This is a genomic window from Haloarcula quadrata (assembly GCF_003634715.1).
Lineage (GTDB): Archaea > Halobacteriota > Halobacteria > Halobacteriales > Haloarculaceae > Haloarcula > Haloarcula marismortui.
The window spans coordinates 2,420,165-2,437,949 of record NZ_RBWW01000001.1 but is presented as its reverse complement, the minus strand read 5'-3'; the positions used below and the strand labels follow the sequence as shown (position 1 = coordinate 2,437,949).

The 17,785-nt window shown below is 53.4% G+C and carries 16 protein-coding genes and 2 pseudogenes; 10 read left to right on the top strand and 8 right to left on the bottom strand.

All coding sequences use genetic code 11. The annotated features are described in order from the left end of the window. The first annotated feature begins 193 nt into the window (after positions 1-193). The 3 genes from BDK61_RS12450 to BDK61_RS12435 all read left to right on the top strand — a co-directional run bounded on the left by BDK61_RS12450 (position 194) and on the right by BDK61_RS12435 (position 7,041). A complete protein-coding gene (locus tag BDK61_RS12450) occupies positions 194-754 on the top strand; it encodes a helix-turn-helix domain-containing protein (protein WP_121303369.1) in 561 nt (186 codons plus the stop codon). 2,935 nt (positions 755-3,689) lie between these two features. Beyond that, positions 3,690-4,709 carry a hypothetical protein gene (locus BDK61_RS12440; protein WP_121303367.1) on the top strand — a complete coding sequence of 340 codons (1,020 nt, stop codon included), beginning with the start codon at positions 3,690-3,692 and terminating at the stop codon, positions 4,707-4,709. A gap of 598 nt (positions 4,710-5,307) precedes the next feature. Then, positions 5,308-7,041, top strand: coding sequence for a hypothetical protein (locus BDK61_RS12435; protein ID WP_244209785.1), 1,734 nt, complete (start codon positions 5,308-5,310; stop codon positions 7,039-7,041). Between the two features lie 157 nt (positions 7,042-7,198). Here the strand turns inward: BDK61_RS12435 and BDK61_RS12425 are convergent, their stop codons facing one another. Next, positions 7,199-8,344 carry an ISH3 family transposase gene (locus BDK61_RS12425; RefSeq protein ID WP_121302321.1) on the bottom strand — a complete coding sequence of 382 codons (1,146 nt, stop codon included), beginning with the start codon at positions 8,342-8,344 and terminating at the stop codon, positions 7,199-7,201. A 283-nt stretch (positions 8,345-8,627) separates the two neighbouring features. Between BDK61_RS12425 and BDK61_RS12420 the strand changes: the two genes are divergently transcribed. Then, the gene (locus BDK61_RS12420; RefSeq protein ID WP_121303366.1) at positions 8,628-9,011 is read left to right on the top strand and encodes a hypothetical protein; all 384 of its coding nucleotides are present in this window, start codon (positions 8,628-8,630) and stop codon (positions 9,009-9,011) included. A gap of 464 nt (positions 9,012-9,475) precedes the next feature. Here BDK61_RS12420 and BDK61_RS23855 read toward each other — a convergent pair whose 3' ends face one another. Continuing rightward, positions 9,476-9,715: a hypothetical protein gene (locus BDK61_RS23855; RefSeq protein WP_244209784.1), complete on the bottom strand. Its 240-nt coding sequence runs from the start codon at positions 9,713-9,715 to the stop codon at positions 9,476-9,478. Between the two features lie 4 nt (positions 9,716-9,719). Here BDK61_RS23855 and BDK61_RS12415 point away from each other — a divergent pair, with 4 nt between their 5' ends. Continuing rightward, entirely contained in the window at positions 9,720-10,244 is a 525-nt protein-coding gene (locus tag BDK61_RS12415) for an HNH endonuclease (protein WP_244209783.1), read from the top strand. Positions 10,245-10,516: 272 nt separating this feature from the next. Here BDK61_RS12415 and BDK61_RS12410 read toward each other — a convergent pair whose 3' ends face one another. Together BDK61_RS12410 and BDK61_RS12405 are read right to left on the bottom strand one after the other, a co-directional pair. After that, on the bottom strand, positions 10,517-11,029 hold the full coding sequence (locus BDK61_RS12410; protein ID WP_121303365.1) for a DUF3368 domain-containing protein: 513 nt from the start codon (positions 11,027-11,029) through the stop codon (positions 10,517-10,519). Beyond that, entirely contained in the window at positions 11,030-11,320 is a 291-nt protein-coding gene (locus BDK61_RS12405; protein ID WP_049938892.1) for a UPF0175 family protein, read from the bottom strand. A 180-nt stretch (positions 11,321-11,500) separates the two neighbouring features. On the opposite strand from BDK61_RS12405, the gene BDK61_RS12400 reads away from it, so the two are divergent. The 5 genes and pseudogenes from BDK61_RS12400 to BDK61_RS12380 all read left to right on the top strand — a co-directional run bounded on the left by BDK61_RS12400 (position 11,501) and on the right by BDK61_RS12380 (position 13,447). Next, the gene (locus tag BDK61_RS12400; protein WP_121303364.1) at positions 11,501-12,055 is read left to right on the top strand and encodes a DUF7342 family protein; all 555 of its coding nucleotides are present in this window, start codon (positions 11,501-11,503) and stop codon (positions 12,053-12,055) included. A gap of 1 nt (position 12,056) precedes the next feature. Then, positions 12,057-12,524: a hypothetical protein gene (locus BDK61_RS12395; protein ID WP_244209781.1), complete on the top strand. Its 468-nt coding sequence runs from the start codon at positions 12,057-12,059 to the stop codon at positions 12,522-12,524. 17 nt (positions 12,525-12,541) lie between these two features. Next, a pseudogene (locus BDK61_RS24340) lies at positions 12,542-12,766 on the top strand (hypothetical protein); the annotation flags it as partial. 49 nt (positions 12,767-12,815) lie between these two features. After that, entirely contained in the window at positions 12,816-13,121 is a 306-nt protein-coding gene (locus tag BDK61_RS12385; protein ID WP_121303363.1) for a DUF433 domain-containing protein, read from the top strand. A 2-nt stretch (positions 13,122-13,123) separates the two neighbouring features. Then, complete coding sequence (locus tag BDK61_RS12380; RefSeq protein WP_121303362.1) at positions 13,124-13,447, top strand: DUF5615 family PIN-like protein; 324 nt, start codon at positions 13,124-13,126, stop codon at positions 13,445-13,447. A 2-nt stretch (positions 13,448-13,449) separates the two neighbouring features. Here the strand turns inward: BDK61_RS12380 and tnpA are convergent. The 4 genes and pseudogenes from tnpA to BDK61_RS12360 form a co-directional block, all read right to left on the bottom strand. Further along, positions 13,450-13,701: pseudogene (gene tnpA, locus BDK61_RS12375) on the bottom strand (IS200/IS605 family transposase); the annotation flags it as partial. A gap of 521 nt (positions 13,702-14,222) precedes the next feature. Then, a complete protein-coding gene (locus BDK61_RS12370) occupies positions 14,223-15,356 on the bottom strand; it encodes a glycosyltransferase family 4 protein (RefSeq protein WP_121303361.1) in 1,134 nt (377 codons plus the stop codon). Further along, complete coding sequence (locus BDK61_RS12365; protein WP_121303360.1) at positions 15,340-16,536, bottom strand: glycosyltransferase; 1,197 nt, start codon at positions 16,534-16,536, stop codon at positions 15,340-15,342. The genes BDK61_RS12370 and BDK61_RS12365 overlap by 17 nt, the downstream gene beginning before the upstream one ends. Positions 16,537-16,637: 101 nt before the next feature. Beyond that, positions 16,638-17,756, bottom strand: a complete 1,119-nt coding sequence (locus tag BDK61_RS12360) for an O-antigen ligase family protein (protein ID WP_167467379.1) — start codon at positions 17,754-17,756, stop codon at positions 16,638-16,640. Between the last annotated feature and the right edge of the window lie 29 nt (positions 17,757-17,785).

The following is a 17,785-nucleotide window of genomic DNA, read 5'->3' as shown; positions in this document are numbered from 1 at the left end:
GTCGGTCGGAAATCCCCACCCACCTAGGGGAACCCAGAACATAGCGGCCGCCGGCGAACCCAGATTCGAAGCGGTTGCAAGGGACCAACCCGTCTCAACGGCCGATAACAAAACGACTCAACGACGGGTAAAACAGTCAGATAATACCCCATCCCGAGACAACAGATTTTAGAAAAGGATTGAGAATAGTATCATGCCAATGTGCGATGCAGTATCGGTAAAACGCTGGCTCTCCGAAGCGGAGTTAGACCACCAACTGAAAGCGGCCGATAGCGGTAAACGCGCCCGGCGACTGGGATTTATCAAGAATCTGTATCGGGGGGATTCGGTTACAGAAGCGATTGTTCGGGAGGGCCGCTCGGAATCAACCGGGTATCGCTGGCTACACCGGTGGAACGATGGCGGTCTCGACGCCTTGCTCCCTGATTACGGGGGTGGGCGGCCACCAAAACTCTCGGAGTCAGAGCAGGAAGCGTTCCTCGGGCGGATTGCCAGCCAACAGCCGGTCTCGACAGAGACAGTCGAGTCGATTCTTCAAACCGAGTTTGACGTCGAGTACGCGGCTGCATATTTGCCCCGGAAACTCGAAGAAATGGGACTCACGTATCGGCCGCCAGCCCGCGAAAGCGTAGACCAACAGGAAGTCCTCGAAGCAGTTGAATGGGATGAAAAGATCCCAGTAGACAGCACACGGCGGCATCCCTACGACGGGCAGTCGAGTCGGCACAAAGCGGGCTGGGTCATAGCTGAGTAGTCACCACACTGAAGCGTTGTTAACTTAGACCTGGCCTCAGTACGACTCGGTCGAGCCAAGCCATCAAAAACCGACACGGCAAAAATTCCCAACAGTTTTCTCTTGATAACAGTATTCTCGATTGAAAGATAAACTATCAAACAGTTTTCTGCCGATGGCCCAGAGAGGCAACGATTCGGTCACGGGGGTTTGGCCATTGGCATAGCTGAGCCAACACGAGTAACGGAACCGGATGCAAACAGCAGTGTATCTGATGGTCGCAGGAGATGACAGCGAGTCACATGGTAGATCGCTCACGACCGAGATTCGATCGGCGTTGCCAGTCCTTCGATCCGAGTTGGAGACACGAGCGGTGACAGTTGCCCCGCCCCCATCCCTCGCGATCGGAGTCGGTTGAGCCACCCCGACCGCGAGAACAGGACTGGTCGCGAAGCATCCGTTTCCACCGCGACCCAGTGGGACACAGGGTACGCTTCGTTCGTCTCCGGATGGCACGATGGATTTGGAATTGCGTGCACCTGTGTCGGGTCCATCGCTCACTCGCCTTGGGACTGGCGACTACATCGACGCTGCCGAATGGTTCCTTTTTGTGAACGTCTCACACGGTAACTACAGCGGCGATGAACGTGCGCCGAAGCTACTGGCCAGACTGGCCCGTGTCTATCCGAGGGAGGTCGACAGCAGTTTTGGGTTCCGGGCGACAGCGGAGTGGGGACTCATACAGGGAGGAGGGGAGGTGGTGTCAAGTGGAGTGGTAGGTCGGATGTGGGTGGCTCCATTTGCGTGGTGTGACGACTTCCCTGAGAACGGCCTGGATGTCGTCGGGTGCGAATGGCTGCGTTCGTTTGCCGCCGTCGCAACTGCGCTGTCTCTGGTGGGACAGACCTGCACTGCTGTGTTGACCGTCGGTCGACTGGCGCTTGATTGCGATCGGCTAGTTGGGGGCTGATATCGGCTGGTGTCTGCGACCGTTGATAGTGATGTCATCGCTGGGGTGTCTGCTGGGACCGTCTCTATAGCGGAATGCTGTTTTGAAATTGGGGGGAGCGTATCCGTGTCGGGGCCTCCTGGCTGGCGCTGAGATCGGCCCGGTTGTCCTTGCTCTCGGGTCCCCCCTGGGGTGTTTGTGTTAGTCACCCGTGTACCTACCAACGAGACATGCATATTAGTATTATATCAGTCGGTGGTGGGTGCCTTGCAGTCGCTGCCGTCTTGCGATTGTGCCGGTCGGTCCCTCACAGCTCTGTCGGTGCCTTCCACCATGCCACACAGCTGGCTTTTAGTCGCCAGAGAGTCGTCCAGTACCGGTCAAAATATGGTCTGGTTTGACGATCTGGCTCGAGCCAGCGGTCGGTTCATGTCTTCCCGCCCGCGGTAAGCGGCGGTTACACGCCACACCGCCAGATGAGTGTCTCACGAAGCCACCAGCAGACCCATCGTCGTGTCACCAACCACGCGGTGTACTTTCAGCACTGTGCAAGCACACTCTCGAGATGGCTTTGCTACTCTATTGGGGCCTGGTCACAGTTTCATCGAACGGCCAACGCTACTCCACAAGGGACAGCCACACACGCAGCGAAGACTCAACGAAGACTGACTACAGAAACAGCGAAAACTCAACGAAGACTAACTACAGAAACAGCGAAAACTCAACGAGAACTGACTACAGAAACAGCGAAAACTCAACGAGAACTGACTACAGAAACAGCGAAAACTCAACGAAGACTAACTACAGAAACAGCGAAAACTCAACGAGAACTGACTACAGAAACAGCGAAAACTCAACGAGAACTGACTACAGAAACAGCGAAAACTCAACGAAGACTGACTACAGAAACAGCGAAAACTCAACGAAGACTGACTACAGAAACAGCGAAAACTCAACGAAGACTAACTACACAAACAGCGAAGACTCAACGCACAATCAGCATGACTCTCGCAAGCCACGATCACACGCTCTCCAACAATCCAGCATTCCCTACACACCAGCAACACCACAGCAGAACTCACGTGCTCCGCCGCTTCACAAAGGTAGTTCAGCACAGACACTCATGCTAGCAGTATCGAGGACGGACTCAACCATGACAGAGCCAAGCCCAAAGCAACGTGTCCGTGTCCCGACGCCATGATACGTCTATGCGACACGTTCAGTCCCAGCAGACAACAGCCAGCGCGAGACCATCCGCAATCAAGGACAGAAACGGACAGCGCTAGGACACCAGTCAGTTGCGAGCCCAGCCAACGATCGGCTGAGACTGTGCGAAGACTATCGCAAGGTCGTCGGACACACACCGCGATCACGATCATGCGTAGTGGTTGCGACTACACGTCCTGAAGCACCTCAGGGATTGAACTGGGGTAAAGCACCCAAACGTCACCAGTTAGCCAGCAAGGAGCGAGGCACGACCTAAACACACTCAAGCACTCGCTGCAAACGCTGCTACAAACATTCTGTACTCTCCAGGGGGCGCCGCCATGAAAGCAGCGACACTGCAGAGCCGCGTCGAGACACCCACAGATAACTCGCAGTGGATTGCTTGGCGAACACGAAGAGGAGTCTATCGCAAAACCTACCGACGTTCATCCTGAGGACAGTACACGCTTGAGCACAGACAAAACTCGACGAGAAACCCACAGCTTCACAACCGAAACCGGCCGCTGAACCCACAACCCATGGGAAAGACTAGCTTCTGAATCCCTCCTTTCCCACTGAAGAATGCTCGAAGATCTGGTCCAAGAACAGTACAAGAACAGTACGAGAACAGTACAAGAACAGTACAAGAACCCACCGCAGAATGAAAATCCCGCAATCATTGAGTTTTATTACAAACTATAGCAAATGTATTTTTATCATTGTTCGACAGACCACTGACTCTAACAGCGATTTTTACATCCCCTATCGATGGTGTTCGTAGGGGGTCGACCCCACGAAACAATGAGCAAGCACAATACACATTCGGCGATATCGACCGACGTGGCCGACGCCTTAGCGGCAACACCGCGCATTACTCACGTACGGGATGCGCGTACGGACAGCCACTCAGCCGTCCAGTTTCACTGTTATCTTGATGATGAGCCGGCAGATGTGACTGTCATCAACGCGGGGAACAAACCTGAGCCGGCGATACAGGCAGCGTATAACGCCACACAACGCGACAGGGCCCACATAATCGTCACCCCTGACGAAGTGACCGGGACCCGCATCTACCAGTGGCTGCAAGCTCCCGTTAGGGAGTGGACTGGCGACGGCATCCGGTTCTATAACCGGACGCAGGTCCTCAAACACGACGGCGCGGCAGTCGTCACCGCAGCCGACACCACCGCGCCGGCCTGGTGGGTCCGTGGCACTGGCGCTGACACAGATCGTGCTCGCGTCTGCGAGTTACGACACGAAGATGGCATCCTGGCCACCTACGACCTCGAAGAAGACACCGTTACACTCGAAGACAGCGTCTGGACCGACATCCAGCGCCAGGCCGGGGAGCAGGCACATCCAGCCATTACACCGCTCAAAGACCACCAGACGACCCCGCGGCCGACCACCTGGCATCCAGTCGGACTCCCCCTCACCGTCCCGTCGACAGCGCCGCTCACACAGAGTACTGTGTACGCGCTCCCGGACGTGTCCGGCGATGGGGTAACGCCGGTGAAGGAACTGTCGCAAGAAGACGCCCGCGACGACCGAGCTAGATTCCAGCAGGTCACCGCGACCGTCAGCCGAATGCTGGCCCAGCGGACAGTCGAGTCCCCGACAGCAACGATTGGCTACGACGAGTTCACAGCGGTGTGTACTCACCAGCTCCAAGCTGAGAGCGGGTTCAAGCCCTACAAAACGGCGCTAAACAAGGCACTGACTGCTGAAGACAGCGTCACGATCCAGCGCACAGCCGTCGACGGTCAGCGAGAGCTCCGTGGCCGTGCTTGGGCCGTCCCACCGTCGCCGTCAGGCGACTAACGCTGCGCAAGTAGCCACTCAATACTGCCACCTGAGACTCAGCAAGACCAGCGGCTGGCACTGACTGATCACGCCCCATCATAAAGTTCAGTGCCTCTCGCTGAAACGCCAGCCAACGACCAACCAGCCTCGAATCACTGAACCCACCACAATGGCAACGACCCAAACAGAGTCACAGTCGGAGACAGAGTCCGACTCGGAGGGCCAATCACCGTCCTATCATCACAGTATTAGCATCCAACCATCAAAGCATGAAGCGCCCGAGTACGACCGCACAGAAGTCGTGTTCGTCAAAGTACCCGCATCAATGAGTGAGACATTCAATTCCGGTCCAGAGTGCGGTTCGACGGTGCTTTCTGATCTCTTTGATGACGCCGAACTCACCTTTGACGAAGTCGAGGAGTTTGGGTGGCCAGTCGCTGATGGGATGATGTTCGCTTTCAGAGCGTATACACCGTCCCGACAATCGTCGGTTCAGCGCAAAACTACAGATTTCTCGAGCGACATCGACTCACTCCCAGAACCGCTACACACAACATATCAGAAACTGAAGGCCGAACTCCCGGAATCACTTAAGATCCGTACTGGTGTATTGCCGATGGGAGCCTTCGGCTCGTCACCGGCACTCGGAACACGGCTCGTGATGGAAAATCAGAATCAGAAGCCAGCAGGTCGTGAGAAAGTCGCCGATGCGGACGCAAACGCCCTTTTTGAGTCTCTCGCCGGTGAACCGTTCCTCTATCACGCGCTGTATCGCCGGTCAAGCCAGCTCCCGGAGAGCAACGAGTACCAAGTCACCGTTCGGATCTTCCTGTTTAATCCAGAATACAAGATCAGCACCGAGAGTGAGTACGCCGACTGTCTTCGATTCGGCCGAAAGTGTGACCCCGCCGACTCGTTTGCAAACCTCGGAGTCTCATCGAGTCTCGCCGTTATCGATGACGGGTATAACGTCTCGTGGCTTGATCAGGAGGTAGTGATGCCCGCCCGTGACAGCGAACTACCCCATTTCAGTACGGGCCAATCGCTTATTACTGGCAAAGCAGAATTCGATCAGATGCGGCGGGGACAGTATGGGGCCTCAGATGTGCTTGAAAATCGCTGTGCGTACACGAGTCTTCTCGCTCGTGAGATTGATCTCGAACACTACGTCGGACTTGGCACCGTGGATCCGGGCGTTGACCCATGGCAGAAGGCCCCACAAGCGACTGGCCCTGACATCGACGAAGTCGGGATCGACCCCGACGAGGTTCTCCCAGATGAAGTGACGATCAGCGTTGATGCACCGGTCGAAGACACAGCGTTCGATCAGGAGCCAACAACCGCCAATGACGGTACAGAATACCACTGGACAGCGATCAAGAACGTCGCTGTCGCCTTCGAAGCCGAGGGGTACGATGTGGTTATCGTCACGCAAGACACCGGATCGCGTCCGGACCTCTGGGTACGTCGTGACGACGGCGAAATCTTCGCTGTCGAAGTTGAGTATCGAACGCGATCTAAGGCCGGGAGTTTCTACACGAATCTCATCCGCCAGGCGGTCTGGGGCTACAAAACAATTACTGTGATGGTACCCCAAACGGATGAAAACGGCCGTACCGAATCACTCGATACTCTTGGAAACTGGGCACTCAACAGTCTGGCTGTCCCGATGAAGAAGCGAGACCCAATCAAAACACGAGTACATAACTGCACAGGGGAAATCGTCGTCAACGGGAAGACAATGCTGTTGCCCGACGGGGTCGCTGAAGCCAAATGGTGGCTCACCTGTGACAGCGAGTATCTCCTCATCCATGACGGCGAAATCCTTGCACGGGGAGACGCAACGGAGCCCTTCGAGGCGTTCGAGTTCAACGTCCCACGATATTACGAGGATGGCGACCACTACGTTGTCGAGAACAAGTACGGGAAGCCGGTACAGACTTGCAGTGAGGAATCGGGCATCGAGAACACGAAACTACGCCCGTGTCATCGGCCCGTTGATCTGAGCTATATTCAGTTCGTTGAGGCGCTTTACTGCTATGATCCAGAGGCACAAGAACTCGTTCAACAGGACATGACCGCCCACTGGGATGTCGAACAAGCGTCCACACGGAACGAACAGAGCCATCAGCAAGCGTTCGAAACGTTCCTCGTTGAACACGAGAACGACGATCCGATACTCGAACGCGAGTGCCGGCCGTTTATCAAAGACTGGATCGAGCAACTCAGCACGCACGATCACCCTGGAAACCACATCTTCGGGGAGTACAGAAAGGATTACTACGCACGGAAGCGAATTTCAACGGAGTTAGGAATGGAGTATCAGTCGATCACATCGACAGCCGCGTAACCCCGTTTGATGACGGTGAACCAAACCGAACTAGCTGTGGAGCATCTTCGAACCGCTAGTGAGCATGATTTTCGGGATGGACCGTCGCTGTCGGCGGCGGACTGCCGCCGACGCGACAGTGTCACCACTGACGACCGCTGTCCGGACAGATGGACAGCTACCGGAAGAACCGGTCGTCAAGTGGCTGGTTCGCTGGAACAGTCCTGCGGACACCAAGTGCTGTCCAAGCTGCGCGGAGCGTCATTTCGCAAAACTCCGTGAACGACCACTGCAAGAGGCGGCGGCCCCCACGGCGGGGCGCCGCCACGTACCTCCAGTGGAGATATCGCCAACTGTTCTGAAGCAGTAGGCTCACTACAAACATTACCAACCGCAGTCCAGCATCCTGAGAACTAGTGAAAGCGAGGCTCTGCTTGGCTAATCGGTAGCTTGATTCGATGCCGAAGCGCTTGCTGTAGTGCTCTCGTGCATCTCGTGGCGTGTCGATAAAGGGCGCGTCAGCGGCGTAGCCGTGACGCGCCACCCCGTGTTCGTCGTACCGTCCCTGCTGGTACACGCAGTCGATGAACACAGGGAACTCCACCTCGCCAGCGAGATCGTGTTCGATCTCGCGGCTCCAGCCTTCGCTGAGTTTGTTTTGAATCGTCTCACCCCACTTGACGATCGGCATCACATAGGCGTAATTGTGCGCGTACAGCAGCTTGAGACAGGTGCTGTTGTAGAAACCCCGATCAAGGTAGACGGCCTTGACGCCGAGGTCAAGGCCGTCAAGGAGTTCCAGGAACTCGGCGAGGACATCGCTGGTGGTTTCGCCAGCGACGAGCTGGCGAACCGCCAGCGTGTACCGCTTGTTGCGTACGCGCACGTAGAGCGTCGCATAGGCGTGAAACGTCGTTGTTCCACGCTTGGCCTGTGAGGAGTACAGAGCCTCAGTTTCGTCCTCATCACCGTAGTAGGGATCGAGGTGGAGGTCTGCGCAGACCTCCACCGGTCGATCTGGCAGTGTCGCAAGCGCATCTCGTTGTAACAGTGTGTCTCCAACCGCCTCAACCGAATCAAGCTCAAACTGATCGGTAAGATGTCCACGCACGGTATTGGCGTGCGGTGAGTCGTCAGTCGTTTCGCAGACGTGGTTGATTGAGGTCCCGCCGGCGCTGGCGCCGGCGAGGACCTCGCACAATGTCTCTGTCGTGACCTCTACGTTCTCGTCGAGGTCTACCGTGAGCTCCTCTTCGAGACTGTTGACGACAAAATTAAGCAGGTGCTCTTCCTCTATCTCGCTGTCTGCTTGGGTTGACTGCACATCCTCTCCAAGCAGACGCTTACTCTAACCCGATGTGATCGACTGAGTATAGCTATCCCGGTGTTTCATTCCGCTATCCACGCGGGCTCGTCTCCCCGGACCTGCCTGGACTCGACACCAAGCCGGCGTTTCCTGAGGGGTGGAACATTGCTGCTGAAGATGTTCTCCGGGAGCCGCTAATTCATGGGCTTGACGATCGGAGTGAGATTGAATCGGGAGCCAAACCAGAGAATGACGCGTAGCAACGACGTTCAAGCCAATATTTGGGACCGACCACAACCCAATGATTGAGCAAAGCCCCTCCGGAGCACCGACCGCTGAAACGGTTACCATCTCTCAGGACGACGAGCTACGGTTGAATTCAGGTGTTTATCAACCACATTTTACTACAGCTGACTACGTCCGCCTCGGGACGCATCGCGATTTGGATCTCATTTTTGTACGACCGATCGACACTCCTGCTGAGAACTTATCTGGTGAGATTACAGACCGCGCCTACAAGATCGATGACACAGGGTATACCGGTGAAGTGAGTTGTCGACGGTTCCTCCAGCAACACAAGTATCATCACACGACCACGACGCGGTACGTTGCCGAATGGTGGCCCGATGCGGCCGTTCTGTGTGTTGATCTTACCGATCCAGTTGAGCCGACAGCAACTTGCTGACTCAGTGCTGAGTTCTTGAGTCTTCCTGTCCCGAAAATATGTGAATCCCGCCGGCAGCCGAGATGTTGTCATTCAAGGTGTGGCTGCACATCGAAATCCATAGCACGTGAGCCAGTCGAACTCAGAATAGCAGGTCCCCACAGCCTGCCTATGCAGGAGCTAACTCGAGATAGGGGGATTCTTTTGCTGGGATTCTAATATATAACCTGCTGTGTGGTTTGCCACCGGATCTGTTTGTACCCCTCGATGTGGGTGAGAGGGACTCGGTGAAGGGAGTTACCCGCACCGGCCCCTCTCGGAACTATGGCGATGATAACAACCAACCCAACAGGTGTGGCTTCCGCCGGTTCGACCGTCTCACGGTCGATGTGGCGGGCAGTCACAGGTGTGATACGGACAGTCGTATTGACTCGATACAACCAACGTCTGCAACTGGACGGCCAGCCGGAAAGCGGGATCCACCGCTACGGTGCTGGACGGCGAGCTAACCATGGGAGTCCGTCACAATGAGCGATGATGACCTCCGGCAGGCGGTCCGCGATGCATGGGGCGAGGAGTGTCTCATCTGTGGCCGGTCGCCTGAAGGGTGGCGCAACACCACCGAGGGCGAACGACGCCAGAACAAGCTCTCCTTGCACCACATCAACGGCGACGACACCGACGATCGCGTCGCGAACGTGATCCCACTGTGTCAAAGCTGTCATGTCCATGTCCACAAAGTATCAGCCACCCTACCGGCAGTGGCATCGCCAACTCCCGATCGAACACCGCAACGCCTGGAACGCCCACTACAAGGAGTACTACGAGGGTCCACGGCTGACCAGCGCCCAAGCCGAGTACTGCTTCGGTGATGCGGAGGGCACCCCAAAGAGCGTGAAGTATCGTCGCCACGAACCCGAGCCGACGGATGCTGGCGACGAGTCACGCAGTTCCGAGGACGTGTCGACAGCGGCGGACTCCGAGGACGCTGCCGGCGACGAGTCGGACAGTGTGTCAAACGAGAGCGGTGAGGACACAGACACGACGACAGCACGCCGCGGTGTTGACCCGGATCTCGACCCGGAAACAGTAAGCATCGAATATGCCCCAGCCAACGCCGCCCGCCGGCGGATTCGGTTCGTCGACCGCGATGATGGCCCCGGCTGGTGGCGCCTTGAGGAAGAGTGGACCGGCCATCGCTGGCGGCCGGTCGGACGAGCGCCCGTCACCGACGTCGATATCACGACCTACTGAATCGGCCTCCGGTTTTGCGGGGGAGTGAGAGTTTCCCTTTCGTCTGTTCTTGACTTATTAGCGGGTCGAAAATGACTCCGCCACTTTTTGCGGTCGTTCGCACCGAAGTGCTTGTTTGGAGCGCCCCTGTTTCGGTGGAATCGGAACGCGTCTCGATTCACCTGTTTGTCACTGATCGTGCTATCGTCACCATTGTGATTAAGACGGCCCTTGTCTCAAGAGGCGACGCATCGCAGTGCCGATGAGGGGTTACTCCTGTGCCCTCCACAACATCAGTCGGAGAGGGTCTCCAGTTTCTGTAGAATCTTTGTGTAGACAGCAGGCGCACAGTACCACCCCTCGTCGATCATCGCATCGATGATGGTGCGTGCATCGTCGCTGCTAATCGCGCCCTGTTTCGTGCATTTCAGGACGAGAAATGCTGTGCCCCGTGTGGTGATCCCCTCGGCGGCTGCAACGTCTCGCCCGTACGTCTCATCTATTACGGCAACACCATTGTGGTCGTCAGCGCAGGCGAGAACAGCGGCGTCAGCGTCACTAAGATTGCTATTTCCGTGGAGCCGCGAGTAGAGTGGGGTTGCCCCAACCGAGATAACCTCAAACCTGTTGGCTTCGACGCTACGTTCGATCCGACGGGCATCCGGATAACCCGATTCGAGGCCGGTGGTAACGACTTCTTTATAGACGCGTTCGGGGAGGACACATGGTTCCGCAACCTGTTCGACGAGTGAGAGCTGGCTAACTTTCCCGAAATAAATAAGCGGTGTCGCGTCGAAGACCCACATTCACAGTGCCTCGAGATCGGCGTCGAGATGATCGTCTGCGACCCAGGTGATATCGCGCTCCTTGGCGAGTTGAGCAAAGTCCCAGACAGACAGTCCTGCCATTTCAGCCGCCCTGCTGAACGTGATGGACCCGGCTGCAAGCTGGTCGAGGGCCTGTTCGCGACGCCACTCGTCGAGCCCCTCCGAGAGGAGTTTTCGAACGGCTGTACTCCGGTCGAGGTTCTCCTCATCGAGATACGCGTCGAGTTCGGCTTCTAACTCGTCGGGTACTCGTGCAGAGATCGTTCCCATACTGTTTACATTGTTTGCAAGGTATACAAGTGCTTTGGTGCGTCCACTGATGTGGACGAGTTGTGCTAGGCGAAGAAAGCGTGGTGTGAGGAATCTCGCACAGCTGCGAGAGTGTCCTACAGCAGTCAAGACAAGAATAATGTTCCTTAGATTAATATACTTGTATCCATTATGTTACGTATGACCGACGACCCCGCTGAGGTGAACGAGCGCGTCATCGAGGAGTGGAAGGCGGACACGAGTCCCGGCGAGCGGGTTCGAACCGTAATGAAACGGACGTACGACACCCAGTCGGTCGCCACCATCGCTGAGCGCGCGCTGATCTCTGAGACGACCGCACGGAAGCATCTGGAGGCCCTCACCGAGGACGGATTCGTCGAGGCAGTTTCCCCCGCAGACAAGCGCGGAACGTGGTACAAACGTGCCCCCCGATCGGTCGTCCTCGAACGCGCCCAGCAGATACTCGATTCGGTCGACGTCGAGACGCTGTCAGCACGCGTCACGGAACTTCGGGAAACCGTTCGCGAGTTCGAGGACGAGACCGGGGTGGAATCGCCATATGCCGCAGCCATCGCCGACACCGGGCTGGACACGGCGGCGGTGACAGAGTGGCAGACGGCACGTCGGAACCTCAAGCTCGCACGGGCCGCGCTCGCGCTCGCGGACGCGACCGACGCCGTCGGGAAAGACAGTGGCTCTGAGGAGCACGGCGACCCGGCAGGCGTCATGGGCTGACATGATGGAGGACTCGGAAACACACTCGTTGCGGGGCGCTATCGACGCCGGCGCGCTCCACGACTTTCGAACCGAGTTTGAGCGTCTCGAACCCCTCGCGAGTGGATCGCTAGACGATCCGCTGAGTCCAAGCGAACTGCGTCTTCGACTCGATGACGGTATCGGCGAAGCGACGAGTGCGACCATCACTGTCCGGTGGTCGGTACAGAGTGATTACAACGTTCACTACAGCGACGACGTGGGACGGAATCTTCGGTGGGATATCCATCCGCACGAGTACACCGAGCCCGACAGCGACGCCCACTACCACCCGCCGCCACACGCGTCGAGCGATGACGGCGACGTCGGCAAGTCTTGTATCAGCGTGACGGAACTCGTCCTCGTCGCCCGTGCCGTCCATCAGTTGTGGCGGGCTGGCTACGATACCAGGAGTGTCGCCCCGCTCAACAACGCCACTAATCCACCGTAGGTTGGGCCGCTGCTATTTTCCACTATCAAGAAGCGCACGAAGACAACACGTGGCTGTGCCGGTGGGATCGGCATCCGAACGCACGCAACTCGCGGGAGCACTTCCATCCGCCACCTGCCGCCAGCCGCATTGACGCGGAGGACGCCCAGTGGCCGGCCGACCATCGTGATATGTGCCAGCTTGTCCTTGACCGCATTGAGGAGCGCATCAAGGCGCTGTGGGAGTCAGCTACCCACCGATAACTTCCCGTGCCGGCAAAGACTAAAGCCCACTGCAATGTTACTTTACACTATGTCAGAGCAGTTGAATACCGTCGTCTCAGGTGACGAGTCAGAGATTCACGACGAGCCTCACATTCGGGGCCGGCGAATCACCGTGAGCCACATCCACGTGCTGGTCGAAGAGCGCGGTCTCGACGCGCAGACGGTTGCAGACCGCTTTGACCTCACCGCCGCGGACGTCTACCACGCACTGGCGTACTATCACGACCACCCCGAAGAGATGCGGGCGGTCGAAGAACGCCGTCGGGAACTTCACGAAGCCGCAGAAGACGACCCAAGAATCATCACCGGTCCCGAGGATCTGTCGGAATCGTAGTCATGCAGGTGTCGTTTCTGCTTGACGAAAACATCGCGGCTCCGCTGGCTGACAAACTCGACAAAGCAGGTCATGACGTGGAACGTGTAGTCGACGTGAGCGAGTTGGGTGAAGGCGTCGACGACACTATGATTTGCCAGTACGCCGTCGAAGAAAGCCGTCTCATCGTCACCAGCGACGACGACTTCGTCCAACTACCGGCCGATTCACACAGTGGCGTGTTCTATGTCCCCGACCAGTCGCTTCCCCCGCACGAACTCTACAGACGGAGCAGGCCGAGTGCCTCGGGGCTTGACCCCGAGGGTGAAGGCCGTAAGCCCCGCTGAGCGTGTTCCGTTCGCTCGATATACTGTTCAATCGTGTCGGTCGAAACATCGCCTGCCGTCCCAACGTAGTACGATTCCTCCCAAAACCCACCACCCCAAAGGTAGTCTTCCAAGAACGGTTCGTGATGTTCCCACATCTCCCGCGCCGTGATGCTTTTGACCGTCCGTACAATCTCGCTCGGTGAGTGCTTCGGATGGGCTGACAAGAACAGGTGTACGTGGTTGGAAGAGATGTGCAACGACACTATCTCGTAGAAAGTAATTACTACCTCAGTCGAGATAGATAGAGCGATAGTGCGTGGTCACGGTCTCACTCAGTGGTTCTATTCACGGCGTAGATAATCTAAGAGACCTATTTTCAGCACCCACACATAAATGGCGAATCGGGAATCTGAATTTTCGCAGAACAAGAGGAAGAAGCTCTCTACACCTCATTTCCCATCCCTGTTCCCACCTCTGACCTGAATCACTATGGTCAGCCCCCGGCCTGCTCAGTGGGGGTGAGCGACAGCTTTCGTCAGATGCTGTCGAAATCCGGTTGGTACCACCTGTCCAAAGCAGTGGATTGGAACTGTCTCGACCTACACCGCAGTAGCAGCTGAGACTGGCCGTCTAATCATACAGAAAGTGACTGTTTTGTGGCGTTCAGGCAGCACTCTCTCGACTCGTTTGGGAAGTACCGAGTGTGGAAGGTCCTGTAGGATGTGTTTAAAAATGACCCAAGTAAGCATCTTTAGATTCGTAACATTTTCTTACAATATGCAGAACGAATAATTCATTTTTCAACTACACGGTTATAAATCGACAGTAACTCTTTGGCGACTGTATTCCAACTTTGGCTGTGATTTGATGTCGCAATACTATAATCTACGTCATTATTTACGGATAAAGCCTCATTGAGAGCATCTGCTATTTCTCTCTCATTTTCTGGATCCACAAGTATTCCGTTGTCCCCGACGATCTCGGGGACTGATCCTCTATTTGGACCAATAACAGGCGTTCCTGAGGCCAAAGCCTCGATTAGAGGTAGACCATACCCTTCGTACAGTGACGTAGACATGAAGACATCTGCCTTTGCATAAATGCTATGCAGTTCTTCATCCGTTAAAAAAGGCAAAAACCGTATCCGCTCTTTTACGTCAGAATTTTCTACATATCGAACTATCCTATTATCAGCATCTTTTTCGACACCACGAATGAGGAGACTTGTTTTGTTATCGTCATTATCATTTGTATACCGTTCAAATGCCTTTATTGCAGACAGCGTATTTTTGCTTGGTGCTGATCCTCCAAGATGGAATATATATGGCTGCGCAAAGGAGTGTCTTGATGTCAGTTCATTATAGGCTCTAATGTTTGGAGTGGAGAAAAATATGTCATCTATACCAGGATAAATAACCTGGATTGGAGCCTGTAAGTTGAGTTCATTCTCAATGTCCAATCTTGAGTTATTTGATACCGTGATACAATAGTCCACTTTATTTTGAATCAGAGTTGTAATTGAACGCCGGTATATACGCCCTAGAGATTGGTGTAATTCATCAGATTTCGGTATTTCAGAATACGACTTATGGAAGATTACATCATGGAGAGTAAGCACCAGTTTTGCATCACCGAATAACAGTAATGGAGTAGTGTTTGCAGGGCAGTGTAATATATCTAAATCATCCCGATATGCTGCAAGAGGAAGTGAAATCTGTTCGTACAGTGGGTAAACACTGGTGTTAAGCGATCTAATATTAAAATTTCCTGAATTCGGGATCTTGTCTATCTCTCCGTCGCTTGGGGCGTACACATAATACTCATTTTCTTCATCTATATCTGCAAGTCCCTCTAAATATCCCAGTATCACACGACCCATACCCCTTAGGCTACTCGTTGCAAAGTAAGCATCAATTCCTATTTTCATTTTCAACCACCTCTATCATTTCCTTTTCTAATTTTTCTGCAACCCGTGGTATGCTATAGACTTCTTCAACTAGCTTCCTGCCACCTTCACCGATCTCTTTCCCTTTTTCAGGGTTTCTTATCATCTCAACGGTAGCAGAGGCAAATCCATCCGGTTCATCGGCAATCTGAATATTCGTGCCATTTTCGCATTCAATCCCTTGTGCTCCTAGCGAGGTCGAGACCACAGGGAGCCCTAGAGCCATTGCGTTGAGAACTTTAATCCGGACACCACTACCCATTCTTATTGGAGCGACGAAAGCCGAACCAGCTTCGACATAGGGACGAATATCTTCAACAAATCCTGTTATCTCTACAGATTGATTACTTATTTCCTGAATAGATTCGGGAGGATTTTTTCCCACCACGAGAAGGGATACATTTGGTATTTGTTCTTTTATTTTTGGATATATATTTGAGTAGAACCACCGAAAGCCATCTACATTAGGTGGCCAGTCAAGTGAACCCAAAAAAACGATTGTGTTATCATCTACCTTTTCTGTGGTTCGTGAGAAATAGTCAATGTCAATACCAGGTGGGACAACTGAAGAATTCACGTCAGGACACATCTGATGAATCCGAGTTTGATCCTCTTCAGAGATCATTATGGCTTTATTAAACTCAGGTACAGTTTCTGATTCGTATTTCTTCATTTTCCTTGTTTGAATATACAGATATATCTTTTTTGCAAGATTATCTGTGGATTTCATTACATCTCGTAGAATGTCTGTTTCAATATTATGAGATCGGTATACTACTGGTATATTATATTTATCCGACAATAATGTCCCATATTGTGTGGTGTGTAGGCCTTCGATAAGTGCGATATCAATATCGTCAGAATTTATTATTTTTTTAAGTTGTTTCTTGTTCCCATCACTGCTGTATTTTTTTATGGGATACGGTTTTTGAGAGAGTAGATTCTTCAAAGCACCAAAATAGGAGTTTTCAGGCTCGGCTCTTCCAGGAACCCACCTACAATACGATTCTAATTCTGGAATAGAATCACGCCCAGCTGCTGCGGACATGACTGTGACATCATGACCTCGTTGAGCCAGTCCCTTCACAGACGTAAAAACAACTTGTTTTCCACCAGAATCAGGCGGATAGATAGCTTCACCCGAAATCACAAGCACATTCATTTGCTCTTGCGTCGTGACGCGGTCTAATTAGTTGTTCCCTTTTCTGATGGTTGTAATAGAGAGCGTGAATATGAATCTGACTGCAAAATTTCTATTCGAGATCAGTCTAATTTTTGGGAATATACGAGATATGTTATAGAAATTGAAAACCAGAATACTGCTTCAATTCGCCCCACCCAAAGCGTATTCGCTAACCAATGTACCATATACGATATATTCCCTACGAGTCCAGCAATTATTAAATCTCTGTCTCTTTTACCCATGCTAAAAATCATGTTCAATGAATCAAGAATATATACGAGCAGAAGCTGAATGAATAGTCCAAAAGCAACAAAACCCCTGTTCGCCAAGATTTTCAGATACATATTATGGGAGGTAAGCCCCTCCGAATCAGCATGGATAGTGTTGAATACAATACTCTTATAATCTTCATAGACGAATACATAATTTCTTACACCCACACCAGTAAACGGATTTTCCATCGCCATATTTACAGCAGCCGCAAATCGATTGATTCTCTCCTGATTGCTTGAATATTCTAAAGAAAAGTAATATGCCAGTTCATCCAGCCTTATCCCAGCCGCTAAGATTGCCAATGACAGTATTACAGGGGGGAGAACAACCAATGCCCCTAAACCGGGGATCTTCTGCGACAGGTCTCTATCTGATTCCATCCCCCAGAGTATGGCCAGTAACAGTACCGATACGAGAATTGAAACCCAGGCCGCCTTAGAGTACGACAAGAAAGTCGCTAGTAGAAATATGGTTGAGGAGACTTTTAGCAAAGAACCATTTAGAAAAGTCAATTTGGCAGTTGACCGCCACATGACTAGAGAATATATTAGACAATAGCTCATCATCACCCCAAACGTCCCATGTTCGTTGAAAAATGGGGAAGCATGAGCGCCATACAACACGAATCCACTATTCAATTGCTGGAAGATTCCGAGTAGACCGACCCCTACACCAGAAATAATGATAAGCTCGATTGCTCTATATATATAACTCCGATCGGGGAGAAAAGTAATCAAACCTATAAAAACGGCAGCAAAATAAGCCACTTCTCTAAACAAAGCCTTCGTGGCTACAACCGGATTATTTGAAAATCCGATTCCTAAAAAGCTTACCAGAAAGAACAGCAATACAAACGTATAGAAGTGGAATAGCCGAACTTTGGTCACCTCAGATGCAACAAAATGGCATATAACCAACGGTACCATCAGTATCACAATAAACTCTGATGGAAAAA